Here is a 23022-nt window from a genome sequence, read left to right as displayed (position 1 = left end):
CTCTGTGTGATTCGGGGGCGTTGCCATGAGTCCTGTCGTCATCGCGGTCCTGGGAGTCGTCGTACTCCTGGTGCTGCTCGCACTCGTCGTGGTCAGCCGCTACAAGGTGGCCGGTCCGAGCGAGGCGTTCATCGTCACCGGCCGCCGCGGCAAGAAGTCCACCGACCCCGAGACCGGCCGGGTCTTCACCGACAACAGCGGCCAGAAGGTCGTGGTCGGCGGCGGCGTGTTCGTCGTGCCGTTCGTGCAGCAGCGGTTCACGCTCGACCTCTCCTCCCGGCACATCCCGGTCGCCGTGCGCGGCGCGGTGACGCTGCGCGGGGTGAAGGCCAACCTGGAGGGCGTCGCGATCGTCAAGGTCGGCGGCACGGAGGACGCGATCCGCGCCGCCGCGCAGCGCTTCCTGATGCAGCAGGACGGCATCGTCGGCTTCACGCAGGAGGTGCTGTCCGGCGCGCTGCGGGCGATCGTCGGGCGGATGTCGGTGGAGGACGTGATCCGGGACCGGGCCGCGTTCGCCGGGCAGGTCGCCGAGGAGGCGGAGGCGAGCCTGTCCGGGCAGGGCCTGGTCCTCGACGCCTTCCAGATCCAGGACATCACCACCGAGGGCTCCTACCTGGAGGACCTCGGCCGTCCCGAGGCGGCGCGGGCCCGGCAGGAGGCCGACATCGCCGAGGCCGTGGCCCGGCGGGCGGCGGAGCAGGCGCGGCTGAAGGCCGAGGAGGAGATCGCGGTCGCGCAGCGCACGCTCTACCTGAAGCAGGCCGAGATCAAGGCCGAGACCGACCAGGCGTCCGCCCGCGCCAACGCCGCCGGCCCGCTCGCCGAGGCGGCCCGGCAGCAGGACATCCTCGCCGAGCAGGAGAAGGTCGCCGAGCGGCAGGCCGCGCTCAAGGACCGCCAGCTCGACACCGAGGTGCGCAAGCCGGCCGACGCCCAGCGGTACGCCGCCGAGCAGGAGGCGGAGGCCCGCCGGGTGGCGCGGGTGAAGCAGGCCGAGGCCGAGCGGTCCGCCGGGATCGCGGCGGCCCAGGCCGAGGCCGAGCGGGCCCGGCTCACCGGTGAGGGCGAGAAGCAGCGCCGCGGGGCGCTGGCTGAGGCGGAGGCCATCGAGGGCCTCAAGCAGGGCGAGGCCGAGCGTTCCCGGCGCGCGGCGATCGCGGAGGCGGTCCGGCTGGAGGGCGACGCGGAGGCCGCCGCGATCGGTGCCAAGGGCGCGGCCGAGGCCGAGGCGATGCAGAAGAAGGCCGACGCCTTCGACCGGTACGGCGACGCGGCCGTGCTCCAGATGCTGGTCGAGGTGCTGCCGCAGGTGGTGGCCAAGGCGTCCGAGCCGCTCTCGGCCGTGGACAAGATGACGGTCATCTCCACCGACGGCGCGAGCCGCCTGTCCCGCACCGTCGCCGACAACGTCGCACAGGGCATGGAACTGCTGGGTTCCACCACGGGCGTCGACCTGGCGTCCCTGCTCCAGGGCATCACGGCGAAGGCCGGCACCGGCACGTCCGGCCCGAAGCCGCCGCAGAACCCGGACGCCCCTGACCAGCGCAACGGCAAGGTCGAGATCACCGGCTGACGCCCGGCGCGGGGAAGGCCCCTCAAGGCCACCCCGCAGACCGCAGGCCGCAGACCGCCGGGCGCCGCTTACGGCGCCCGGCTCACGGCTGTCCGTACGACACCGCTCGGCTCACGGCTGCCGGTGCGGGTCCCGCCTCACGGCTGCCGGTGCCGGTCCGGCCTCACGGCTGCTGGTACGGCTGCTGCGGCGACGCCCCGTACGCCTGCCCGCCGGGGCCGGCACCGGGACCGCCGCCCATGCCCCCCTGCGCCTGGAGCTGCTCCGCCTGCTCCTTGGACACCTGCTGCTCGGCACCGCAGAAGGTGCACTGGGTCGCGTACTTCGTCGAGAACGGGAACAGCGGCACGAAGAACAGCGTGAACTTGTTGACGCGCTTCCTGAGCGTGTGCGCGGAGGGGTTCCCGCACCGCCCGCACACCAGCGTCAGTATCGCGAGCTGGTAGAGGTATCCCTTGGTACCGAAGATGATCACGATGCGGTCCTTCCCGGTCGGCCCCCGCGGACTCGCGGGACACGCAGATCTTCTCCCAGCCTACGGAGACCGCGCTTCCTCCGCGGCCACACACCCTCCCTGCACATCCGGCACCGCTGCTTTTGGGTACCAATCCTGATGGTGCCCGGCATCCGCTGCGGGCGAGCCTGGAGCCAACTCCCCGGCCCCGGGCCCCAACCGACGCGGAGGGGGGCAACGTGCCCGTGCCCGACGACCAGCAGCTCAGCGAGATCGCGTCCCGTCTGCACCGTGAGGACCCCCATTTCGCACGCGCCCTCGCCGACGGCCGCCCACGCCGCCCGCGCGAGTACCGGCACCACCGGGCCTGGCTCCTGCTCACCGCCGCCCTCGCCGCCCTGTCCACCGGCCTGCTCCTGCCCCACGGCCTGCTGATCGCCGCGGGCCTGGTCCTCGCGGGCATCGCGGGCGAACTCTTCGACCCCCACCGCCACGAGCGAACCACTCGCCACCCACACTCGGAAACCTGAGGCCGCCGTCCGCCGACGGACCGCCCCCGATCCCCGCCACCGGAAAAAATGGCTCGCGAGACGATCTCGTCCGCACGATGGTGTGCTCCGAACGCAATTCAAGAAACCTGTCGCTCAGCGCAGCCCAACCGGCCATCCCCACCGCCCACTTCTCAGAGAGGACCCCGTGGAGCACGAGTACGAGGCGAAGTTCCTGGCCGTCGACCCCGCCGCCCTCCAGGCCAGGCTGACCACCCTCGGAGCCGTCCAAGCCTTCCCCCGCACGCTCCTCACCCGAAGGATCTTCGAGGCCGACTCCTTCGGGCGCGGGACCTGGATCCGCCTCCGGGACGAGGGCACCCGCTCCACGCTCACGCTCAAGCAGGTCACCGACGGCACGAGGATCGACGGCACCAAGGAGATCGAGACCGAGGTCTCCGACCCGCACGCCACGGCAGACATCCTGCGCCTCGCCGGCCTCACGGAGGTGCGCTACCAGGAGAACTACCGCGAGGAATGGCGCCTGGGCGAGGTCGCCTTCGACTTCGACACCTGGCCCGGGCTCCCCACCTTCCTGGAGATCGAGGGCCCCGACGAGCCATCGGTCCGGCAGGCCGCGGCGCTGCTGGACCTCGACTACTCCGAGGCCCGCTTCGGCAGCGTCGACGCGATCTACAAGACCGAGGCCGACCGGGACATCCTCACCGAGCCGACCCTGCTGTTCTCGGACGCGGAGAAGCACGCGAACACGCCCTCGGCGACTCCGCGCCCCTGATCAAGAAGGCGGCCCCCAGAAACCACTCAGGGGCCTGATCCGCTTAGCGGATCAGGCCCCTGACCTGGAACTTCACTGTCGGGGTGGCGGGATTTGAACCCACGACCTCTTCGTCCCGAACGAAGCGCGCTACCAAGCTGCGCCACACCCCGATCGTCGCTGCTCGTCGCGGCGACGTCGTTTACTTTAGCCCACCGGTGGCCGGAGACGAAATCCGATTCAGCGGGGGCGGCGGAGCGGGTTCGGGCGGATGTGGTCTGCGGCGATCAGGAGGACGGCCAGGGCGTAGAGGGCCAGGCCGAGGAGGAGGGCGTTGCCCAGGACGCCCTTGAAGCCGTGCTGGTCGACGTCGAGGAAGGGGTAGAGATAGCGGTCCTGTGTGCCGGGGAGCAGCAGCTCGCCGCGGGCCAGGGTGAAGGCCAGGTAGGCCAGGGGGTACAGGAGCCACACGGGGGCGTGGCGCAGGTGCAGGCGGCCGGGGACGGTGAGGAGGAGCCAGTCGAGGGCCGCGGCGAGGGGGACTGCCGTGTGCAGGATGTGGTTCGCCGCCGTCTGCCAGCCCGCGCCGGCGCCGCCCGCCACGGTGAAGGGGTTCGCCGCGTCGGCCAGCAGCAGGTGGTGGACCAGGCCCGCGGTGCCGGCGTAGAAGAGGGCCGCGCCCGTCAGTGCGCCCGGCAGGGGGTGGTGGGCCGACCAGGCGCAGCGGGCGGACGCGATCATGACCAGCGCCAGCAGGATGCCGCTCTGGATCGTGAAGTGGCTCAGGGTCTTCATGACTGGGCCGCCCGTCACCAGCGCGATGGTCACGCCGGTCAGCGTGAGCAGGGCGGTGAGGAGGCGGAAGGTCGCGATCAGCCTGCGGCGTACGGGGGTCACGACCGCCGTGGCCGGTACGACGGTGGGCAGCAGGGCGCGGTGTCCCGGGATCGGGGGGAGGTCCGGGAGGTCCCTGGGTATCGGGGCTGTCATGGCCTCACGCTAGACAGACCGGATATATCGGGCGATGTGGGTGGGCCGTGTGGGTTAACCCCGCCGCGGGGCGGGTCCGGCACGTGCCTGATCCGACGCGGCCGGGCCCCGCGCGGGATCCCACGGGGCGGGTCCGGCACGTGCCTGATCCGACGCGGCCGGGTCCCGCGCCGCCGGCCCCGTGCGGCCGCCCGCCCACCGGTCCGCCCCGCGCTAGCCCCGCGCCCGTCCCACCAGCGTCAGCAGCGTCGCCTCCGGCGGGCAGAAGAAGCGGACCGGCGTGTAGCGGCTCGCGCCGCAGCCCGCGGAGACGTGGAGGTGGGACGTGCGGCCCTCCGCCGTGTGCGTGGACAGGCCCTTCACGCGGTCCGTGTCCAGGTCGCAGTTGGTGACCAGCGCGCCGTAGAAGGGGATGCACAGCTGGCCCCCGTGCGTGTGGCCGGCCAGGATCAGCGGGTAGCCGTCCGCCGCGTAGGCGTCCAGGACGCGCAGGTACGGCGCGTGCACCACGCCCATCGAGAAGTCCGCCGTGCCCGAGGGGCCGCCCGCCACCTCCGCGTACCGGTCCCGCTTGATGTGCGGGTCGTCGAGGCCGGTCAGCTCGACGGAGACGCCCTCCACCTTGAGCGTCCCGCGCGTGTTCGTGAGGTTCTGCCAGCCCGCGGCGTCGAAGCCGTCGCGCAGGTCCTCCCACGGGTTGTGGACGACGCCGACGGCCGGCGGGTTGCCGTTCAGGCCGTGGCGCCCCTGAAGCCTCTCGGTCAGGTACCGGCCGGGGTTGCGGAGCTTGGGGCCGTAGTAGTCGTTGGAGCCGAAGACGTACGCGCCCGGGAACTCCATCAGCGGGCCCAGGGCGTCCAAGACCTCGGGGACGCCTTCCGGGTCGGACAGGTTGTCGCCGGTGTTGATCACGAAGTCGGGGCGCAGCCCGGCCAGTGAGCGCAGCCAGCGCTGCTTCTTGCGCTGGCCGCGGACCATGTGGATGTCGGAGACCTGGAGCACGCGCAGCGGGCGCATCCCGGGGGGCAGGGCGGGGACCGTCACCCGTCGCAGGCGGAACGAGCGGGGCTCGATCCCCGCCGCGTAGACCAGACCGGCGGCGCCAACCGCCGTGATTCCCAGGGGCACTCCGTATCGCGCGCGCATACGTCCATCGTGTCAGAAGCGCGGGCGGTGGGCCGAACGCAGGCCCACGGGCCGACCACCCGCGGGCCGATCGGCGCCCGCCCCCCGAACCGGCGGGCGTCCGCCGGCCGACCACCCGCGGGGCCGATCGGCGCCCGCCCCCGAACCGGTGGGCGTCCGCCGCTAAATCGGCGGGCGCCTGTCCCGCCGTACCTGCGACAATCAGGTCCATGACCACGCTCAAGTCGAAGCTGCACGCCGACCTCAACGCCGCGATCAAGGAGCGTGACGAGCTGCGCTCCTCGACGCTCCGGCTGACGCTCGCCGCGATCACCAAGGAGGAGGTCGCGGGGAAGGAGAAGCGGGAGCTCTCCGACGACGAGGTGCAGAAGGTGATCACCCGCGAGGCGAAGAAGCGCCGGGAGGCCGCCGAGGCCTTCGCGCAGGGCGGCCGTGCCGAGAGCGCCGAGCGGGAGAAGGCGGAGGGCGAGGTGCTCGCCGCCTACCTGCCGAAGCAGCTGTCGGACGACGAGCTGAACGCGATCGTCGCGCAGGCCGTCGAGGAGGCGAAGGCGGGCGGTGCCGAGGGTCCGCGCGCGATGGGCGCCGTCATGAAGATCGTCAACCCGAAGGTGGCCGGCCAGGCCGAGGGCGGCCGGGTCGCCGCCGCGGTCAAGAAGCTGCTGGTGGGCTGAGCCGCCCGGCCTCCCCCCGGCAGGCCGCCCTGCGCGAAGGCCTCGGCGGCCTCCCCCCCCGCATCGAAACGAGGGCGCCCTCCGCGAACCGCGGAGGGCGCCCTCACTTCGTCGGACCTCGGGTGGCCCCGGGATCAGTCCCGTCCGCCCGGGCCGTTCCCCGCACCCCGGAACAGGTTCCCGGGGAAGCCGCCGCCCCCGTTGTCGCCGCCGCCGTTGCCGGTGCCGCCGTCGACCAGGCCGCCGATGAAGCCGTCGTCGCCGTTGCCGCCGTTGTCGCCGTTGTTCCCGTCGTCCTGGCCCGGCGGGTCCCCGGCGTCCTCGTCGCGGCCCTTGTCCCGGTCCTTCTCGCCGTCGGGGATGTCGATGACGTTGAAGGAGGGCGACTCCTTGCCGGACAGGGCGCCGGTCATGGCGTCCTTCCAGATGGGGCCGGGGACCGCGCCACCGAAGACGAGCGGGTGGTAGACGCCGCCGATCGTGATGTTCTTCATCTCGACCTTCTGGGTGGCGCTGCCGACCCAGACGGCGCCCGACATGTTCGGGGTGTAGCCGACGAACCAGGCGTTCTTCCGCTCGTCGGTCGTACCGGTCTTGCCCGCGTTGTCCCGGTCGCTGAGGCCGGCCTCCCTACCCGTACCGGAGTCGACCACGCCGCGCAGCAGCGTGTTCACGCTGTCCGCGGTCTTCTCGGTCATCGCCCGCGAGCAGGTGGACTTCGGGACCTCGAGCGACGTCTGCTTGTTGCCGATCTTCTGCGTGATCGACTCGATCGCGACCGGCGTGCAGTGCATGCCGCGCGAGGCGAAGGTCGCGTAGGCGCTCGCCATCGTCAGGGGGGACATGCCGACCGAGCCGAGGGCGAGGGCGGAGGGGTTCTGCGGGAGCTTGTCGCCGTTGCCCTGGTGGACGTCGAGCTTGTCGGCCATCTCCGACACCGGGCACAGACCGATCTCGGCGAGCATCTGCACGAAGTAGGTGTTGACCGACTTGGCCATCGCCTCCTTCAGACGGTACGGGCCGACCTCCGACTCGTTCTCGTTCTCCACGCGGTAGCTCGAGTCGTTGATCCAGGGCTTGTCGCAGGTCTGGATGGGGCTCGGGTAGTCCATGTCGTACGGCGACGAGTACTCCTTCGTCGGCGGTACGTTCTGCTCCAGCGCCGCGGCCGCGAGGAAGGGCTTGAACGTCGAGCCCGTCGGGAAGCCGAAGTTGGAGCCGCCGTAGGCCGCGTCGACGGAGTAGTTGTACTCGGTCTCGTTCTTGCCGTAGCCGTACGGCTTCGACTGGCCCATCGCGACGATCTTGCCGGTGCCGGGCTCGACCAGCGTGCTCGCGGCGGCGACCGAGTCGGACTTGTCGACGTGGTCCTTGAGGGACTGCTGCACCGACTCCTGGGCCTGCGGGTCCAGCGTCGTGCGGATGGTCAGACCGCCCTGGTTCCAGATCCTGGCCCGGTCCTGGCGGGTCTTGCCGAAGACCTTGTCGCTGAGGAAGACCTCGCGCACGTAGTCGCAGAAGAAGCTGGCGTCGTTCGTGGCCGTGATGCAGCCGTTCTTGGGCCGGCTGACCTTCAGCCCGAGCGGGGCCTCCTTCGCCTTGTCGGCCTCCGCCTGAGAGATGTCGCCGACCTGGGCCATCCGGGTCAGGACCGTGTTGCGCCGCTTGGTGGCCTCGGCCTCGTCGTTGACCGGGTCGTACCGGCTGGGCGACTGGACGATGCCGGCCAGGAGGGCGGCCTCCTGGACGTTGAGGTCCTTGGCGGACTTGGAGAAGTAGCGCTGGGCGGCGGCCTCGACGCCGTACGCCTGCTGGCCGAAGAAGGTGATGTTCAGGTAGTTCTCGAGGATCTTCTTCTTGCCCAGCTCCTCCTCGACCTGGATCGCGAGCTTCAGCTCCTGGATCTTGCGGCCGATGGTCTGCTGGGTGGCCTGGGCGACCTTCGTCGGGTCGTCGCCCGCCTCCTCCACGAAGACGTTCTTGACGTACTGCTGGGTGAGGGTGGACGCGCCCTCGGAGACCTCGCCGCTGCGCGCGTTCTTGTTGAGCGCGCGCAGGACGCCCTTGAGGTCGATCGCGCCGTGCTGGTAGAAGCGCGAGTCCTCGATGGCGACGATCGCCTTCTGCATGTACGGCGAGATGTCCTTGAGGTCGACCACCGTGCGGTCGCGGGAGTAGACCGTGGCGATGGTGCCGCCCTCGGCATCGAGGATCGCGGTGCGCTGGCTCAGCGGGGGAGTCTTCAGGTTGGCCGGGAGGGCGTCGAAGCCCTCCACCGACCCCTTGGCCGCCAGCCCCAGCGCGCCCACGGCGGGCAGCGCGATGCCGGCCAGTACCGCTCCCGCGAGCACACTGACACCGAGGAACTTGGCGGCCTGCTGCGTTGGCGACAGACCACCGCCCGAGCGCTTCTTTGGCATGGAGGCAGCCTACGTTCTCATTCGCCGGACACGCGTATATGCCTTGGCCTAAGCTGCACTCAACTGTCACAGCAGTGCGGCCACGTATCAATACGTCCGGCGACCCCGAATCGTTCCGGATCGGCTCGGATTTTTTCTGAGAGGCCCCCGAGGGGGGCGCGTTGGTGTGTGTCGGCGCGTGCCACGGCGTGTGGATGACGTGTCCGAATCCGCCTTGTGTGTCAATCGGTGTCCGTTGTGGCGCAAGAAGGATGACCCGAATGTCGGGATCGTCGCGCATGTCGCCAGCTCACTCCCCCGGGTGATCTGCCGCTTACCCATAGTCCGTTCGGGCCATTCAAGATTGGGCCCGAAGGGGGTGTTGCGCTGTGCCCACCTTCCGTAACGTCCTCAACTGGCGGCGGTGAATATGCCGCTGCCGCCGTGGGGGAGCCTCGATTCGGGAGAGGACGGCGCCGGTATGGGCTGGGTAACCGACTGGAGTGCGCAGGCCGCCTGCCGCACTACCGATCCGGACGAACTGTTCGTTCAGGGAGCAGCGCAGAACAGGGCCAAGGCGGTGTGCACCGGGTGCCCGGTGCGGACCGAGTGCCTGGCCGACGCGCTGGACAACCGCGTCGAGTTCGGCGTGTGGGGAGGCATGACGGAGCGGGAGCGCCGCGCACTGCTGCGCAGGCGGCCCACCGTGACGTCCTGGCGCCGGCTGCTCGAGACGGCGCGGACGGAGTACGAGCGAGGGGCCGGCATCCTGCCCCTCGACGACGACGAGGTCTACGAGAACTACATGGCGGTGGGCTGAGCCGCCGCTCCGGGCTCCTCGGACACCCGGCCGGTGTCAGACGTCCGACTCCGGCAGCTCGGGCTCGCCCGTCGCGAGACGGGCCCCGATGTCCCTGAGGCCGGCCAGGTCGTGCACGTCGCCCGGCAGCGCGGCCACTTCGGTGACCGCCACCTCGGGATGGCGCGCGGTGAAGCGGTCGCGTGTCCGCTGCTCGCGGGCGAGCAGGTGCATCCGCTCGGCGTGCAGCCGCAGCAGGCCCGAGGCCAGCTGGTCCACGGACCGCTCCGGCGTGTCCGCGTCCGGTACGTCGTCCTCGGGGGATGGCGTGGGAGAGGCCTCGGGTGCGGAGCTGTCGGGAGCGGAGGACTCGGAGGCGGGCGACTCGGAGGCGGGCGACTCGGAGGCGGAGGACTCGGCCGGCGATTCGGGAGCTTGTGAACTTCCGTGCGTGTCGGGGGAGTTACGAACTCCAGCTTTCCCACCGGTCTGATCCACAATGCGGGGGTCTTCAAGATTTTCCGCGGCGGCGAGCGCCCGCTCGGCCGACAGCCGGTCGGCGCCGCTGCCGTGGACCCGGTTCAGCACCAGACCGGCCAGCGGCATGTCCTCGGCCGCCAGCCGCTCCACGAAGTACGCGGCCTCGCGCAGCGCGTCCCGCTCCGGGGCCGCGACCACCAGGAACGCCGTGCCGGGCGCCTGGAGCAGCTTGTACGTCGCGTCCGCGCGCGTGCGGAAGCCGCCGAACATGGAGTCCATCGCCGCCACGAAGGTCTGCACGTCCTTGAGGAACGGCCCGCCCAGCACCTTCCCGAGGACCCCGGTCATCATCGACATGCCGACGTTCAGGAACTTCATCCCGGCCCGGCCACCGACCTTCGCGGGGGCCAGCAGGACCCGGATCAGCTTGCCGTCCAGGAAGGAACCGAGGCGCTTGGGCGCGTCCAGGAAGTCCAGGGCCGAACGGGACGGCGGCGTGTCGACGACGATGAGGTCCCACTCGTCCCGGCCCCGGAGCTGGCCCAGCTTCTCCATCGCCATGTACTCCTGCGTGCCCGCGAAGCCCGCCGAGAGCGACTGGTAGAAGGGGTTGCCCAGGATCGCCGCCGCCCGGCCGGGATCCGCGTGCGCCTCGACGATCTCGTCGAAGGTGCGCTTCATGTCGAGCATCATGGCGTGCAGCTCACCGCCCGCCGAGTCGTCGACGCCCTTCACCCGGCGCGGTGTGTTGTCCAGGGAGTCGATGCCCATCGACTGGGCGAGCCGCCGGGCCGGGTCGATGGTCAGGACGACCACCTTGCGGCCCCGCTCGGCCGCGCGCAGACCCAGGGCCGCCGCCGTGGTCGTCTTGCCCACCCCGCCGGCGCCGCAGCACACGACGATGCGCGTCTTCGGGTCCTCCAGCAGCGGGTCGACGTCGAGCACACGCGCGTGGGAGAGGCGCCGGGCGCCGTCCTTGGGCCGGGCGGCCGGGTCCGGACTCATGCGATCCCCTGCTTCCGCAGCTCGGTGGCGAGTTCGTACAGGCCCGCGAGGTCCATGCCCTCGGCGAGCAGGGGCAGCTCGTGCAGCGGCAGGCCGAGGTCGGTGAGGACCGACCGCTGCTCCTGCTCCAGCGCGTACCGCTCGGCGTACTCCTCGGCCTGGGCCAGGAGCGGGTCCACCAGCCGCTCGGCGTGTCCGCCGCGCCGCGCCCCGCCCAGCCCCGCGCCGGACAGGGACCGCGCCAGCGCCGCGCGCGGGGTCTCCCGTACGAGCTCCAGGTCGGTGGCGTCCAGGACCGCGGGGCGGACCATGTTGACGACGACCCGGCCCACCGGGAGACGTGCCGCGCGCAGCTCGGCGATGCCGTCCGCGGTCTCCTGGACCGGCATCTCCTCCAGGAGCGTCACCAGGTGCACGGCCGTCTCGCGCGACTTGAGCACCCGCATCACGGCCTGCGCCTGATTGTGTATCGGGCCGACCTTCGCGAGGCCGGCCACCTCGTCGTTCACGTTGAGGAAACGGGTGATGCGGCCGGTCGGCGGGGCGTCCATCACGACGTAGTCGTAGGCGAAACGGCCGCTCTTCTCCTTGCGGCGCACCGCCTCGCACGCCTTGCCGGTCAGCAGGACGTCCCTGACCCCCGGCGCGATGGTGGTCGCGAAGTCGATCGCGCCGAGCTTCTTCAGGGCGCGGCCTGCGCTGCCCAGCTTGTAGAACATCTGGAGGTAGTCCAACAACGCCTGTTCGGCGTCTATGGCGAGGGCGTACACCTCCCCGCCCCCTGGAGCGACGGCGATCTTCCGCTCCTCATAAGGCAGCGCCTCCGTCTCGAAGAGCTGCGCGATGCCCTGGCGACCCTCGACCTCGACGAGAAGCGTCCGCTTCCCCTTCGTGGCCAGGGCCAGCGCGAGGGCGGCGGCCACCGTGGTCTTACCGGTTCCGCCCTTGCCGCTGACGACCTGGAGCCTGCTCACGTATTCGAGCGTAACCAGTCCGCGCGCCGAGTACGCCGGAGGCTGTGGACAACGTCGCCGCGGTCGGCCTGCGAAGGGGGCTTCGGGCAGCGGCTAGAGTCGGCCGCATGACCAAGTGGGAATACGCAACCGTGCCGCTGCTCGTCCATGCCACGAAGCAGATTCTGGACACCTGGGGCGAGGACGGCTGGGAGCTCGTCCAGGTCGTGCCCGGGCCGAACAACCCGGAGCAGCTCGTCGCCTACCTGAAGCGGGAGAAGCAGGCATGAGCGCCGTCGAGGCGAAGCTGGCCGAGCTCGGGCTGACCCTGCCCGAGGTCGTCCCGCCGCTGGCCGCCTACCAGCCGGCCGTGCAGTCCGGGCCGTACGTCTACACCTCCGGCCAGCTGCCGATGGTGGAGGGCACGCTGCCGGTCACCGGCAAGGTCGGTGCCGAGGTCACCGCCGAGGAGGCCAAGGAACTCGCCCGCACCTGCGCGCTGAACGCCCTGGCCGCCGTGAAGTCCGTCGCCGGCGACCTCGACCGCATCGCGCGCGTGGTGAAGGTCGTCGGGTTCGTGGCCTCCGCGTCCGACTTCACCGGCCAGCCCGGCGTGATCAACGGCGCCAGCGAGCTGCTCGGCGCGGCCCTCGGCGACAAGGGCGTCCACGCCCGCAGCGCGGTCGGCGTGGCGGTCCTGCCCTTGGACGCGCCGGTCGAGGTCGAGATCCAGGTGGAGCTGGCCCAGCCGTAGCCGGGCACGGTCGGCGGGGGCGTGACGGGGTGTCGCGCCCCGCTTTGCCACCCCGGCAACAAACCTCGCCTCCCTCGCCTGCCACCCGCAGGATCGGTTCCCGGGCCGGGCCGCGAATCCGGGCCCGGCCGTTCGGCCGTACGTGTCAGGAGGAGCCGTGTCCCAGTCGCCGTCCGTGAATGATCAGTGGGTTCACCGTGTGGTGCCCTCGCCCGCCGGGCGGATCCACCTGGTGGAGCAGGGCAGCGGGCCGCTGGTGCTCCTCGTCCACGGCTTCCCCGAGTCCTGGTACTCCTGGCGCCGCCAGCTGCCCGCGCTGGCCGCCGCCGGTTTCCGGGCCGTCGCGATCGACGTGCGCGGCTACGGGCGCTCCTCGCGGCCCGCCGCGGTCGAGGCGTACCGGATGCTGGACCTCGTGGCGGACAACGTCGCCGTCGTCGAGGCGCTGGGCGAGCGCACCGCCGTCGTCGTCGGCCACGACTGGGGCGCGAACATCGCCGCGCACTCCGCGCTGCTGCGGCCGGACGTGTTCCGCGCGGTCGGCCTGCTGAGCGTCCCGTACACCCCGCCCGGCGGCCCCCGGCCCAGCGACGTCTTCACGGGGATGGGCGCCCCCGCCGGCCCGTTCCCGGGGCAGGAGTTCTACGTCTCCTACTTCCAGGAGCCCGGCCGCGCCGAGGCGGAGATCGAACCCGACGTACGCGGCTGGCTGGCCGGCTTCTACGCCGCCCTGTCCGCCGACACGATGCCCCCGCCCGAGGCCCCCGACCCGCACTTCGTCGCCCCCGGCGGCGCCCTGCGCGACCGCTTCCCGGCGGACGGGCGGCTGCCCTCCTGGCTGAGCGAGGAGGGGCTGGACGTCTACGCGGCGGAGTTCGAGCGCACCGGCCTCACCGGCGCCCTCAACCGCTACCGCAACATGGACCGCGACTGGGAGGACCTCGCGGGGCACGAGGGCGCCCCGGTCACCCAGCCCGCCCTGTTCCTCGGCGGCGGCCTGGACGCCTCCACCACCTGGCTGTCCGACGCCATCGAGGCGTACCCCGCGACGCTGCCCGGCCTCACCGCCGCGCACCTGCTCGACGGCTGCGGCCACTGGCTGCAGCAGGAGCGCCCAGAGGAGACGAACCGGCTGCTCACCGAGTGGCTGGCCGCCCTCCCGCGGTGACGTCCGGATCACCCCTGGGACCACTCGAACATCCGCCCGTCACCGGATAGCCTCCGGCCATGGCGAATGCGCGGGCGAACGGGCAGTGGTACCCACCGGAGTGGCCGGACCGCATCCGGGCGCTGGCCGCCGGCACCCTCACCCCGGTCACCCCGAGGCGCGCGGCCACCGTCATGCTCCTCAAGGACACCGGCGCCGGTACGGCCGTCCACATGCTGCGCCGCCGCACCTCCATGGCGTTCGCCGGCGGCGCGTACGCCTACCCGGGCGGCGGCGTCGACCCGCGCGACGACGACCGCGCCGTCGGCTGGGCGGGCCCCACGCGCGCGTGGTGGGCGGACCGGCTCGGCGTCGACGAGGCGGGCGCGCAGGCGATCGTCTGCGCGGCCGTCCGGGAGACGTACGAGGAGGCGGGCGTCCTGCTGGCCGGCCCGACCGCCGATTCCGTGGTCGGCGACACGACCGGCGCCGACTGGGAGGCGGACCGCGCCGCCCTGGTCGACCGTGAGCTGTCCTTCGCGGAGTTCCTGGACCGGCGGGGCCTGGTCCTGCGCTCCGACCTGCTGGGCGCCTGGGCCCGCTGGATCACCCCGGAGTTCGAGTCCCGCCGCTACGACACGTGGTTCTTCGTCGCCGTGCTCCCCGAGGGGCAGCGCACCCGCAACGCCTCCACGGAGGCCGACCGGACGGTGTGGATCACGCCCGCCGAGGCGACCGCCGGCTACGACCGGGGCGAGCTGCTGATGATGCCGCCGACCGTCGCGACCCTGCGCGCCCTCGCGGCCTGCGGTACGGCGGCCGGGGCGCTGGCGGCGGCGCCGGACCGGGACCTGGACCCGGTGCTCGCCCGCGCGCGCCTGGAGGGCGACGAGGTGGTGCTCTCCTGGCCGGGGCACGAGGAGTTCACCAAGCACGTGCCGTCCGCGCCGCCGGAGCCCGCGACACCTTCCGACCCGACCGGGGGAGCCACCGCATGACCGACGCAGCAGCACTGCCCGGCCAGCCCAGGGGCGGCGTCCTGTCGGGGCCCGCCACCGCGCGCGCGGTGAACGTCCTCGCGCCCAACCCCTCCGCCATGACGCTGGACGGCACGAACACCTGGATCGTCGCCGAACCCGACTCCGACCTGGCCGTCGTGGTCGACCCGGGCCCGCTGGACGACGTCCACCTGCGGAACGTCCTCGACACGGCCGAGCGCGCGGGCAAGCGTGTCGCGCTGACCCTCCTGACGCACGGTCACCCGGACCACGCGGAGGGCGCCGCCCGCTTCGCCGAGCTGACCCGCACCCACGTCCGGGCGCTGGACCCGGCCCTGCGCCTCGGCGACGAGGGGCTGGCGGCGGGCGACGTGATCGGGGTCGGCGGCCTGGAGCTGAGGGTCGTACCGACCCCCGGGCACACGGCCGACTCCCTGTGCTTCCATCTCCCGGCCGACCGCGCCGTCCTGACGGGCGACACGATCCTCGGACGCGGCACGACAGTGGTGGCCCACCCGGACGGCCGTCTCGGCGACTACCTGGACTCGCTGCGCAGGCTCAGGTCGCTCACGGCCGACGACGGGGTGCACACGGTGCTGCCGGGCCACGGTCCGGTGCTGGACGACGCCCAGGGGGCCGTGGAGTTCTACCTCGCGCACCGCGCCCACCGCCTCGCCCAGGTCGAGACGGCGGTGGAGGACGGCCACCGGACGCCGGGCGAGGTCGTCGCCCGCGTGTACGCGGACGTCGACCGGTCCCTGTGGCCGGCGGCGGAGCTGTCGGTGCGGGCGCAGCTGGAGTACCTGGACGAGCACGGGCTCATCCAGCGACTCGGCTAGGGAGTACTCGGACGAGCGCGGGCTCGTCCAGCCTCGCGGCCGGGCCTGTCGGCGACCCGGCAGGGCGGCTCAGCGCGAGCGCTTGGCGAGCCGCTCCACGTCCAGCAGGATCACCGCGCGGGCCTCCAGCCGGAGCCAGCCGCGCCCGGCGAAGTCCGCCAGCGCCTTGTTGACCGTCTCGCGGGACGCGCCGACCAGCTGGGCCAGCTCCTCCTGCGTCAGGTCGTGCACGACGTGGATGCCCTCCTCGGACTGCACGCCGAACCGGCGGGAGAGGTCCAGCAGGGCGCGGGCGACCCGGCCCGGGACGTCCGAGAAGACCAGGTCCGACATGGCGTCGTTGGTCTTGCGCAGGCGGCGCGCGACGGCACGCAGCAGCGCGGTGGCCACCTCGGGCCGGACGTTCAGCCAGGGCTGGAGGTCGCCGTGGCCGAGGGCCAGCAGCTTGACCTCGGTCAGCGCGGTGCCGGTCGCGGTGCGCGGGCCCGGGTCGAAGAGGGACAGCTCGCCGATCAGCTCGCTCGGGCCGACGACGGCCAGCATGTTCTCGCGCCCGTCGGGGGACGTGCGGTGGAGCTTGACCTTGCCTTCCGTGACCACGTAGAGGCGGTCTCCGGGGTCCCCCTCGTGGAACAGGGTGTCGCCGCGGGCGAGGGTCACCTCACTCATGGAGGCGCGGAGCTCCGCGGATTGCTCGTCGTCGAGCGCCGCGAAGAGCGGGTTGCGCCGCAGAACGTCGTCCACGAGTTCTCTCCTTGTCGACCGGCTCAGAGGATCTTGTTCCCCCGGTGTACCAGGGGTCCGTGGTGCCCATTTTGCCGGACAGTCCAAACAGTGTGATCTGTCACAAGGATGCCGCACTGGTGTCCCGGGGTACGCGGCAGGGGTCCAATTGGACGCCGATCTTCGCGGTCCGGGGCGGATGTCGGTGCCGGGTCGTAGGCTGGCCGGGTGTCCAAATCGCCGGTGAGAGCACAGGCTCAGGGGGCTGCGCGGGTGAGTGTACGTCGCGATTCCGCTGTGGGCGAACAGGGCCCCGATGGCGGTAGGAAATCGGCGAAAGCGACAAAGAAGGCGGCACCTGCCGAGAGGGTGACCGCGGAGAAGGATGCCGTGAAGAAGACGCCCGCGAAGGAGACGGCGGCCCCCGCCAAGAAGGCGACCGCCAAGAAGGCGACCGCCAAGAAGGCCACCCCGGCGAAGAAGTCCACGTCGGCCAGGAAGACCGCCCCCGTCGCGAAGCGGGCCGTGGCCAAGAAGCCCGCCGTCGCTCCCAAGAAGGCCACCGCCGCCGTCGAGGACGTCGCCCCGGCGAAGACCGTCGCCGCGAAGCCGCCGCGCGGTGAGTCGCGCACCGCGCTCGTGCGCCGGGCCCGCCGGATCAACCGCGAGCTGGCCGAGGTCTACCCGTACGCCCACCCGGAGCTGGACTTCGAGAACCCGTTCCAGCTGGTCGTGGCCACCGTGCTGTCCGCCCAAACCACCGACCTGCGGGTCAACCAGACCACCCCCGCGCTCTTCGCCAAGTACCCGACCCCCGAGGACCTGGCCGCCGCCAACCCCGAGGAGGTCGAGGAGATCCTGCGCCCGACCGGCTTCTTCCGGGCCAAGACCAAGTCGGTCATAGGGCTGTCCAAGGCCCTCGCGGAGGACTTCGGCGGCGAGGTCCCGGGCCGCCTCGAAGACCTGGTCAAGCTGCCCGGCGTGGGCCGCAAGACCGCCTTCGTCGTGCTCGGCAACGCGTTCGGCCGCCCCGGCATCACCGTGGACACGCACTTCCAGCGCCTGGTGCGCCGCTGGGAGTGGACCGCCGAGACCGACCCGGACAAGATCGAGGCCGCCGTCGGCGCGCTCTTCCCGAAGAGCGACTGGACGGACCTCTCGCACCACGTCATCTGGCACGGCCGCCGCATCTGCCACGCCCGCAAGCCCGCCTGCGGCGCCTGCCCCATCGCCCCGCTCTGCCCCGCGTACGGTGAGGGCGAGACGGACCCGGAGAAGGCCCGGAAGCTGCTGAAGTACGAGAAGGGCGGCTTCCCGGGCCAGCGGCTGAACCCCCCGCGGGCCTACCTGGACGCCGGCGGGAAACCGGCACCGCCCCTGGGGTCCGCGTGACGGAACGATCGCGGGGGCGTCGGGCGTTGGAGTCGGCAGGACGGGGGTGTGGATGACAAGGGCGAGCGACACGCAGGGCCACGCGTGGGGCGCGGAGCTGAGCAAGGAGGGCCTGCCCGGCTGGCTGGACCCGGTGGTGCGGGCCGCCGAGACGGTGCGGCCGACGCAGCTGAGCCGCTTCCTGCCGCCCGCGGACGGGGCCGGCCGCCAGTCCGCCGTGCTGATCCTCTTCGGGGACGGCGCGGGCGAGGGCGGTCGCGGCCCGGAGCTGCTGCTCATGGAGCGGGCCGGCTCCCTGCGCTCCCACCCCGGCCAGCCGGCCTTCCCCGGCGGCGCCCTCGACCCGGAGGACGGTGACCCACGGGGCGAGGGGCCGCTGCGGGCCGCCCTGCGCGAGGCGGAGGAGGAGACCGGGCTCGACCCGGCCGGCGTGCAGCTCTTCGGTGTGCTGCCCAAGCTCTACATCCCGGTCAGCGGCTTCGTCGTGACCCCGGTGCTGGCCTGGTGGCGCGAGCCGAGCCCGGTCGGCGTCGTCGACCCCAACGAGACGGCGCGGGTCTTCACCGTCCCCGTGGCGGATCTCACGGACCCCGCCAACCGGGTGACCACCGTCCATCCCAGCGGGCACCGCGGCCCGGCATTCCTGGTCGAATCGGCGCTCGTGTGGGGCTTCACCGCCGGTGTCATCGACCGGCTGCTGCACTACGCGGGCTGGGAGCGGCCCTGGGACCGGGAGAAGCAGGTCCCGCTGGACTGGCGCGCATGACAGGGTGGCCTGCGTACCGAAGACGACTAGACGAGGCCTGAATCAGTGAACGTGCTGGACATCCTGTTGCTGCTGGCCGCCGTCTGGTTCGCGATCGTCGGGTTCCGCCAGGGCTTCGTGGTCGGCATCCTGTCGGTGGTCGGCTTCCTCGGCGGCGGTCTCGTCGCCGTCTACCTGCTGCCGGTCGTCTGGGACGTACTGACGGACAACGCCGAGGTGAGCACGACCGCCGCCGTCGTCGCGGTCGTCGTCATCATCGTGTGCGCCTCCGTCGGCCAGGCCCTCACCACGCATCTGGGCAACAAGATGCGCCGGCACATCACCTGGTCCCCGGCCCGCGCCCTGGACGCCACCGGGGGCGCGCTGGTCAACGTCGTCGCCATGCTCCTGGTCGCCTGGCTGATCGGTTCCGCGCTGGCTCGGACCACGATGCCGACGGTCGGCAAGGAGGTGCGGCAGTCCGCCCTGCTGCGGGGCGTGCAGGAGACGCTGCCCGCGGGCGCCGAGAACTGGTTCGAGGACTTCACCTCGGTCCTCTCGCAGAACGGTTTCCCCCAGGTCTTCGGCGCGTTCGCCAACGAGTCGATCCCCGAAACCCAGCCGCCGGACCCGGCGTTGGTGAACAGCCCCGTCGCCGAGCGGGCCAAGCGCTCGATCGTCAAGGTCATGGGCACCGCGCCCGACTGCGGCAAGGTCCTGGAGGGCACCGGCTTCGTCTTCGGCGACCGGCGGGTCATGACCAACGCCCACGTGGTGGGCGGCGTCGACGAGCCCACGGTGCAGATAGGGGGCGAGGGTAGGAAGTACGACGCCACGGTCGTCCTCTACGACTGGCGGCGCGACGTCGCCGTCCTAGACGTGCCCGAACTGGACGCGCCCGCGCTGCGGTTCGCGGAGGACGACGCCCAGCGCGACGACAGCGCGATCGTCGCGGGCTTCCCGGAGAACGGCGCCTACGACGTCCGCGCCGCGCGGGTGCGCGGACGCATCACGGCCAACGGACCGGACATCTACCACCGGGACACCGTCGGCCGGGACGTCTACTCGCTGTACGCGACGGTCCGTCAGGGCAACTCCGGCGGACCGCTGCTGACGCCCCGGGGGGAGGTCTACGGCGTGGTGTTCGCCAAGTCCCTGGACGACCCCGACACCGGCTACGCGCTCACCGTGGACGAGATCCGCGAGGACATCAGCGAGGGCCGCAGCGCCAACCAGCAGGTGGACAGCGACAGCTGCGCGCTCTAGGGGCCGGCCGCGGCCCGCAGGCGCTAGACCTGCGTGCCGCGTTGATGGCGCAGCCGTACGGAGACCCAGCGGGCCCTACGGCGCAGGATATGCGGGATTCCCACCCGTGGGTCCGCACCCGCCAGTTGCGGGGTGCCTCCTCGCCGGGGGAAGTTCACGCCGCTCATGGAGCGGCCGTCGCGTGCTACGTCGTCGTAGTCGTGCGTCCAGCCCATACCGGGACGTCTGCCCCCGCCTCAAGGTCGATAACCTCCCGGGGGGCGCCCAATTGGCCTATGCGCGCGGCAATTGGCGTTTCATAGGACAAGCATTCCGGTTCGGGTGCCGGATGCGACCGATCCGTCACCGATCGGGTTCGGGATCCTTCAGCCAGTTGATCAGTTCCGTGGAGAACGCGACCGGGTCCTCTTCGTGCGGGAAGTGCCCGAGCCCGTCGAACAACCGCCAGCGATACGGCGCTTCGACGTACTGCCCCGACCCGGCGGCGCTCCGCGTGCGCATCACGGGGTCCAGCGAGCCGTGCAGGTGCAGCGTCGGCACCCGCACCGGCCGCTTCATGCGGCGGTAGAACTGGATGCCGTCCGGACGGGCCAGCGAACGCACCAGCCAGCGGTACGGCTCGACCGAGCAGTGGGCCGTGGAGGGGACGCACATCGCGCGCCGGTACGCCGTCACCGCCTCGTCGTCCAGCAGCCGCGGCCCCGACCAGTCGTGGAGGAGCCGGCCGACCAGCGCGCCGTCGTCCGCGGTCAGTTGCCGCTCCGGCACCCACGGACGCTGGAAGCCCCAGATGTAGGAGCCGGCCCGGCTCTGCCGGACGTCCCCCAGCATGGCCGAGCGCCAGCGCCGCGGATGCGGCATCGAGGAGACCGCGAGCCGCCGCACCAGCTTGGGCCGCATCGCGGCGGCCGTCCAGGCCAGGTAGCCGCCCAGGTCGTGGCCGACCAGCGCGGCGTCGGGCTCGCCCAGCGAGCGGACCACCCCGGTGATGTCCAGGGCGAGGCCGGCCGGGTCGTAGCCGCGCGGCGTGCGGTCGCTGCCGCCGACGCCGCGCAGGTCCATGGCGACCGCGCGGAAGCCGGCGTCGGCGAGCGCCACCAGCTGGTGCCGCCACGTCCACCAGAACTGGGGGAAGCCGTGCAGCAGCAGCACCAGCGGCCCGTCGCCCAGCTCGGCGATGTGGAAGCGCGCGCCGTTGGCCGCGACGTCGCGGTGGATCACCTCGTGCCCGCCGGGCATGGCGGGCCGGACGACGGAAGCGGGGGGCTGGCCCGAAGGGGTGGTGGCGCCGGTCATGAGGACGAGCGTGCCACAGCCTCGATGGCTTCGGGGGACCGGTCCGCGGGCAGCTCCGGACGCGGGTGCGGCTTGGCGTTCTGCAGCACGCCCGCCGACTCCTTCACCGAGGCGGCGACCTTCTGCGGGCCCTTGCCCTTCTTGGCCTTCTTCGCGAAGACGATGCCGATCAGCGCGAGGAGCGCCGCGACCAGGACGTTCGCCGCGAAGGACAGCAGGAAGCAGACCGCCATGTTCCAGCCGCTCCAGGTCCGGATGCCGTAGGCGAGCGCGAAGCTCAGCATCGGCAGCGAGAACAGGAGGACCGCCCCGGCCGCCGAGAAGGCGCCGCCGCTCGTCGCCCCGCGCTTGACGTCCTGCCTCAGCTGTGCCTTGGCCAGCGCGATCTCGTCGTGCACGAGCGCCGACAATTCGGTGGTCGCCGAGGCGAACAGCTGACCGATGCTGCGTTCGGTGCCGACCGGGCTGCCGTCGGGTGCGCTCATCGCGGTCTCCCTCTTCTGCTGGCTCATCTGCGTACGGTTCCGTGCCGTCGTCTTCGGTCCTGCTGCGTCCGGTCCGAGTGCGAACGGTCCCGTCTTTTGTACCGTCTCGTCAGATCATGCCGGACCGCTGCCCTCATCGCCTGCCCCGCCCTTCACTTCGGCAAGCCGCGCCGACTCCATCTCCTCGGCGATCCGGCGGTGCTCGGCGGCCTTCTTCTCGTAGATGGCGGCGACGCGCAGGTGGTAGGCGGGGTCGTCCTCCTCGTAGATGTCGGGGACGCCGCTGAGGTCGTCGTCGCGCTCCTCGTTCGCCACCATCCCGCGGTATTTGGCGTTCCGTATCTTCAGCAGCACGGTCGCCAGGCCCGCGGCGATCAGGGAGCCGGTGAGAACGGCGGCCTTCACCTGGCCGGTCATCGCCGCGTCGTCCTCGAAGGCCAGCTCGCCGATGAGCAGGGAGACGGTGAACCCGATGCCGGCCAGGATGGCGACGGCGAACACGTCGGCCCATTCCAGGTCGTCGCTGAGCGAGGCCCGGGTGAAGCGCGCGGTCAGCCAGGTGCCGCCGAAGATGCCCACCGTCTTGCCCAGCACGAGCCCCAGCACCACGCCGAGCGTCTCCGGCTGGGTGAACACGTCGGCCAGCGCCCCGCCCGAGATCGCCACACCCGCGCTGAAGAGCGCGAACAGCGGCACGGCCAGACCCGCCGACAGGGGACGGACCAGGTGCTCGATGTGCTCGCCCGGAGCGTGGTCCTCGCCCTCGTGCCGGTGGCAGCGCAGCATCAGGCCCATCGCCACGCCGGCGATGGTGGCGTGGATGCCGCTGTTGTACATCAGCGCCCAGATCACGAGGGCGAGCGGGACGTACACGTACCAGCCGCGCACGCCCTTGCGGAGCAGCAGCCAGAAGACGACGAGGCCGACGACGGCGCCGCCCAGCGCCGCGAAGTTCAGGTCGGAGGTGAAGAAGACCGCGATGATCAGGATCGCGAAGAGGTCGTCGACGACGGCGAGCGTCAGCAGGAAGGCGCGCAGCGCGCTCGGCAGGGAGGTGCCGATGACGGCGAGCACGGCGAGCGCGAAGGCGATGTCGGTGGCGGTGGGCACGGCCCAGCCGGCCAGGGAGCCGCCGCCCGCGGTGGCGGTGACGGTGTAGACGATCGCCGGCACGGCCATGCCGCACAGGGCCGCGACCACCGGCAGCGCGGCGGCCCTCGGGTCCTTGAGGTCGCCGGCGACCAGTTCGCGCTTCAGCTCGATGCCGGCGACGAAGAAGAAGACCGCGAGGAGTCCGTCGGCGGCCCAGTGCGCCACGGACAGGTCGAGGCCGATCGCGGAGGGGCCGAAGTGGAAGTCGCTGACGCTCTCGTAGCTGTCGCCGAACGCCGGGAGATTCGCCCACACCAGCGCGGCGACCGCGGCGATCAGCAGCAGCACCCCGCCGACGGTCTCGGTGCGCAGCGCCTCCGCGACGTAGTTCCGCTCCGGCAGGGACAGCCGTCCGAAGACCTTGCGGGGGGTGGGGCGGGGCGCGGTCACGGGGAAGACCTCCGGTCGGTGGGCAGCGGTGGGCAGCTCGCCGACCAGACTTCCCGGCACACCATGAGGATCTTGTTGGTTCTCTTACGCGTTTTT

24 protein-coding genes and 1 tRNA gene are annotated in these 23022 nt (G+C 72.0%); 13 read left to right on the top strand and 12 right to left on the bottom strand.

Annotated features, from left to right (window positions below):
• Positions 1-25 precede the first annotated feature (25 nt).
• Positions 26-1576: a flotillin family protein gene (locus IE108_RS00725; RefSeq protein ID WP_064729032.1), complete on the top strand. Its 1551-nt coding sequence runs from the start codon at positions 26-28 to the stop codon at positions 1574-1576.
• A 163-nt stretch (positions 1577-1739) separates the two neighbouring features.
• Here the strand turns inward: IE108_RS00725 and IE108_RS00720 are convergent, their stop codons facing one another.
• On the bottom strand, positions 1740-2051 hold the full coding sequence (locus IE108_RS00720) for a zinc-ribbon domain-containing protein (RefSeq protein WP_064729033.1): 312 nt from the start codon (positions 2049-2051) through the stop codon (positions 1740-1742).
• A 218-nt stretch (positions 2052-2269) separates the two neighbouring features.
• Here IE108_RS00720 and IE108_RS00715 point away from each other — a divergent pair, with 218 nt between their 5' ends.
• Entirely contained in the window at positions 2270-2560 is a 291-nt protein-coding gene (locus IE108_RS00715) for a DUF3040 domain-containing protein (protein ID WP_064729034.1), read from the top strand.
• A gap of 166 nt (positions 2561-2726) precedes the next feature.
• Entirely contained in the window at positions 2727-3314 is a 588-nt protein-coding gene (locus tag IE108_RS00710; protein WP_064729035.1) for a class IV adenylate cyclase, read from the top strand.
• Positions 3315-3392: 78 nt separating this feature from the next.
• On the opposite strand, the gene IE108_RS00705 is transcribed toward IE108_RS00710, so the two are convergent.
• The 3 genes from IE108_RS00705 to IE108_RS00695 all read right to left on the bottom strand — a co-directional run bounded on the left by IE108_RS00705 (position 3393) and on the right by IE108_RS00695 (position 5429).
• Positions 3393-3466: transfer RNA gene (locus IE108_RS00705), tRNA-Pro, on the bottom strand.
• Between the two features lie 67 nt (positions 3467-3533).
• Positions 3534-4283: a Pr6Pr family membrane protein gene (locus tag IE108_RS00700; protein ID WP_064729036.1), complete on the bottom strand. Its 750-nt coding sequence runs from the start codon at positions 4281-4283 to the stop codon at positions 3534-3536.
• Between the two features lie 213 nt (positions 4284-4496).
• On the bottom strand, positions 4497-5429 hold the full coding sequence (locus IE108_RS00695) for a metallophosphoesterase (RefSeq protein WP_064729037.1): 933 nt from the start codon (positions 5427-5429) through the stop codon (positions 4497-4499).
• Positions 5430-5638: 209 nt separating this feature from the next.
• Between IE108_RS00695 and IE108_RS00690 the strand changes: the two genes are divergently transcribed.
• On the top strand, positions 5639-6103 hold the full coding sequence (locus tag IE108_RS00690; protein WP_064729038.1) for a GatB/YqeY domain-containing protein: 465 nt from the start codon (positions 5639-5641) through the stop codon (positions 6101-6103).
• A 134-nt stretch (positions 6104-6237) separates the two neighbouring features.
• Here the strand turns inward: IE108_RS00690 and IE108_RS00685 are convergent, their stop codons facing one another.
• Entirely contained in the window at positions 6238-8523 is a 2286-nt protein-coding gene (locus IE108_RS00685; RefSeq protein WP_064729039.1) for a transglycosylase domain-containing protein, read from the bottom strand.
• 460 nt (positions 8524-8983) lie between these two features.
• Here IE108_RS00685 and wblA point away from each other — a divergent pair, with 460 nt between their 5' ends.
• Positions 8984-9322, top strand: coding sequence for a transcriptional regulator WblA (wblA, locus tag IE108_RS00680; RefSeq protein WP_064729040.1), 339 nt, complete (start codon positions 8984-8986; stop codon positions 9320-9322).
• Between the two features lie 36 nt (positions 9323-9358).
• On the opposite strand, the gene bagB is transcribed toward wblA, so the two are convergent.
• Complete coding sequence (gene bagB, locus IE108_RS00675; RefSeq protein ID WP_064729041.1) at positions 9359-10786, bottom strand: ATPase BagB; 1428 nt, start codon at positions 10784-10786, stop codon at positions 9359-9361.
• Positions 10783-11760: an ATPase BagA gene (bagA, locus tag IE108_RS00670; RefSeq protein ID WP_064729042.1), complete on the bottom strand. Its 978-nt coding sequence runs from the start codon at positions 11758-11760 to the stop codon at positions 10783-10785. The genes bagB and bagA overlap by 4 nt, the downstream gene beginning before the upstream one ends.
• A 107-nt stretch (positions 11761-11867) precedes the next feature.
• Here bagA and sp36 point away from each other — a divergent pair, with 107 nt between their 5' ends.
• The 5 genes from sp36 to IE108_RS00645 all read left to right on the top strand — a co-directional run bounded on the left by sp36 (position 11868) and on the right by IE108_RS00645 (position 15477).
• The gene (sp36, locus tag IE108_RS00665) at positions 11868-12029 is read left to right on the top strand and encodes a Sp36 family protein (protein WP_003975360.1); all 162 of its coding nucleotides are present in this window, start codon (positions 11868-11870) and stop codon (positions 12027-12029) included.
• The gene (locus tag IE108_RS00660; protein WP_064729043.1) at positions 12026-12493 is read left to right on the top strand and encodes a RidA family protein; all 468 of its coding nucleotides are present in this window, start codon (positions 12026-12028) and stop codon (positions 12491-12493) included. Before sp36 ends, IE108_RS00660 begins: the two co-directional genes overlap by 4 nt.
• A 175-nt stretch (positions 12494-12668) precedes the next feature.
• Entirely contained in the window at positions 12669-13661 is a 993-nt protein-coding gene (locus IE108_RS00655) for an alpha/beta fold hydrolase (protein ID WP_107420455.1), read from the top strand.
• Positions 13662-13720: 59 nt separating this feature from the next.
• Entirely contained in the window at positions 13721-14638 is a 918-nt protein-coding gene (locus IE108_RS00650) for an NUDIX hydrolase (protein WP_064729045.1), read from the top strand.
• Positions 14635-15477, top strand: coding sequence for an MBL fold metallo-hydrolase (locus IE108_RS00645; protein ID WP_064729046.1), 843 nt, complete (start codon positions 14635-14637; stop codon positions 15475-15477). Before IE108_RS00650 ends, IE108_RS00645 begins: the two co-directional genes overlap by 4 nt.
• 69 nt (positions 15478-15546) lie before the next feature.
• Here IE108_RS00645 and IE108_RS00640 read toward each other — a convergent pair whose 3' ends face one another.
• On the bottom strand, positions 15547-16221 hold the full coding sequence (locus IE108_RS00640; RefSeq protein WP_064729047.1) for a Crp/Fnr family transcriptional regulator: 675 nt from the start codon (positions 16219-16221) through the stop codon (positions 15547-15549).
• 276 nt (positions 16222-16497) lie between these two features.
• On the opposite strand from IE108_RS00640, the gene nth reads away from it, so the two are divergent.
• The 3 genes from nth to IE108_RS00625 are packed head-to-tail and all read left to right on the top strand — an operon-like array spanning position 16498 to position 19603.
• Positions 16498-17592, top strand: coding sequence for an endonuclease III (nth, locus tag IE108_RS00635; protein ID WP_064729048.1), 1095 nt, complete (start codon positions 16498-16500; stop codon positions 17590-17592).
• Between the two features lie 52 nt (positions 17593-17644).
• Complete coding sequence (locus IE108_RS00630) at positions 17645-18358, top strand: NUDIX hydrolase (protein ID WP_064729049.1); 714 nt, start codon at positions 17645-17647, stop codon at positions 18356-18358.
• A gap of 45 nt (positions 18359-18403) precedes the next feature.
• A complete protein-coding gene (locus tag IE108_RS00625; RefSeq protein WP_064729050.1) occupies positions 18404-19603 on the top strand; it encodes a MarP family serine protease in 1200 nt (399 codons plus the stop codon).
• Positions 19604-19626: 23 nt separating this feature from the next.
• Here IE108_RS00625 and IE108_RS34700 read toward each other — a convergent pair whose 3' ends face one another.
• The 4 genes from IE108_RS34700 to nhaA form a co-directional block, all read right to left on the bottom strand.
• The gene (locus IE108_RS34700) at positions 19627-19818 is read right to left on the bottom strand and encodes a hypothetical protein (protein ID WP_079163604.1); all 192 of its coding nucleotides are present in this window, start codon (positions 19816-19818) and stop codon (positions 19627-19629) included.
• A 127-nt stretch (positions 19819-19945) separates the two neighbouring features.
• Positions 19946-20899, bottom strand: a complete 954-nt coding sequence (locus IE108_RS00620) for an alpha/beta fold hydrolase (RefSeq protein WP_064729051.1) — start codon at positions 20897-20899, stop codon at positions 19946-19948.
• Positions 20896-21384: a phage holin family protein gene (locus IE108_RS00615; RefSeq protein ID WP_064731876.1), complete on the bottom strand. Its 489-nt coding sequence runs from the start codon at positions 21382-21384 to the stop codon at positions 20896-20898. Before IE108_RS00615 ends, IE108_RS00620 begins: the two co-directional genes overlap by 4 nt.
• 114 nt (positions 21385-21498) lie before the next feature.
• Complete coding sequence (nhaA, locus tag IE108_RS00610; RefSeq protein ID WP_064729052.1) at positions 21499-22926, bottom strand: Na+/H+ antiporter NhaA; 1428 nt, start codon at positions 22924-22926, stop codon at positions 21499-21501.
• Between the last annotated feature and the right edge of the window lie 96 nt (positions 22927-23022).

The sequence above is a fragment of the Streptomyces parvulus genome, from assembly GCF_014648855.1.
Taxonomy (GTDB): Bacteria; Actinomycetota; Actinomycetes; order Streptomycetales; family Streptomycetaceae; genus Streptomyces; species Streptomyces parvulus.
Note: the sequence above shows the minus strand (reverse complement) of the source record. Positions and strands in the feature narration are given on the sequence as shown.

Bases quoted from the DNA above. Each gene is read 5' to 3' on its own strand.
- IE108_RS00660 (WP_064729043.1), top strand. From the start codon at position 12,026: ATGAGCGCCGTCGAGGCGAAGCTGGCCGAGCTCGGGCTGACCCTGCCC.
- IE108_RS00645 (WP_064729046.1), top strand. From the start codon at position 14,635: ATGACCGACGCAGCAGCACTGCCCGGCCAGCCCAGGGGCGGCGTCCTG.
- IE108_RS00700 (WP_064729036.1), bottom strand. From the start codon at position 4,283: ATGACAGCCCCGATACCCAGGGACCTCCCGGACCTCCCCCCGATCCCG.
- IE108_RS00690 (WP_064729038.1), top strand. From the start codon at position 5,639: ATGACCACGCTCAAGTCGAAGCTGCACGCCGACCTCAACGCCGCGATC.
- IE108_RS00615 (WP_064731876.1), bottom strand. From the start codon at position 21,384: ATGAGCGCACCCGACGGCAGCCCGGTCGGCACCGAACGCAGCATCGGT.
- IE108_RS00630 (WP_064729049.1), top strand. From the start codon at position 17,645: ATGACAAGGGCGAGCGACACGCAGGGCCACGCGTGGGGCGCGGAGCTG.
- IE108_RS00695 (WP_064729037.1), bottom strand. From the start codon at position 5,429: ATGCGCGCGCGATACGGAGTGCCCCTGGGAATCACGGCGGTTGGCGCC.
- IE108_RS00650 (WP_064729045.1), top strand. From the start codon at position 13,721: ATGGCGAATGCGCGGGCGAACGGGCAGTGGTACCCACCGGAGTGGCCG.
- IE108_RS00685 (WP_064729039.1), bottom strand. From the start codon at position 8,523: ATGCCAAAGAAGCGCTCGGGCGGTGGTCTGTCGCCAACGCAGCAGGCC.
- IE108_RS34700 (WP_079163604.1), bottom strand. From the start codon at position 19,818: ATGGGCTGGACGCACGACTACGACGACGTAGCACGCGACGGCCGCTCC.
- bagB (WP_064729041.1), bottom strand. From the start codon at position 10,786: ATGAGTCCGGACCCGGCCGCCCGGCCCAAGGACGGCGCCCGGCGCCTC.
- wblA (WP_064729040.1), top strand. From the start codon at position 8,984: ATGGGCTGGGTAACCGACTGGAGTGCGCAGGCCGCCTGCCGCACTACC.
- IE108_RS00620 (WP_064729051.1), bottom strand. From the start codon at position 20,899: ATGACCGGCGCCACCACCCCTTCGGGCCAGCCCCCCGCTTCCGTCGTC.
- IE108_RS00725 (WP_064729032.1), top strand. From the start codon at position 26: ATGAGTCCTGTCGTCATCGCGGTCCTGGGAGTCGTCGTACTCCTGGTG.
- sp36 (WP_003975360.1), top strand. From the start codon at position 11,868: ATGACCAAGTGGGAATACGCAACCGTGCCGCTGCTCGTCCATGCCACG.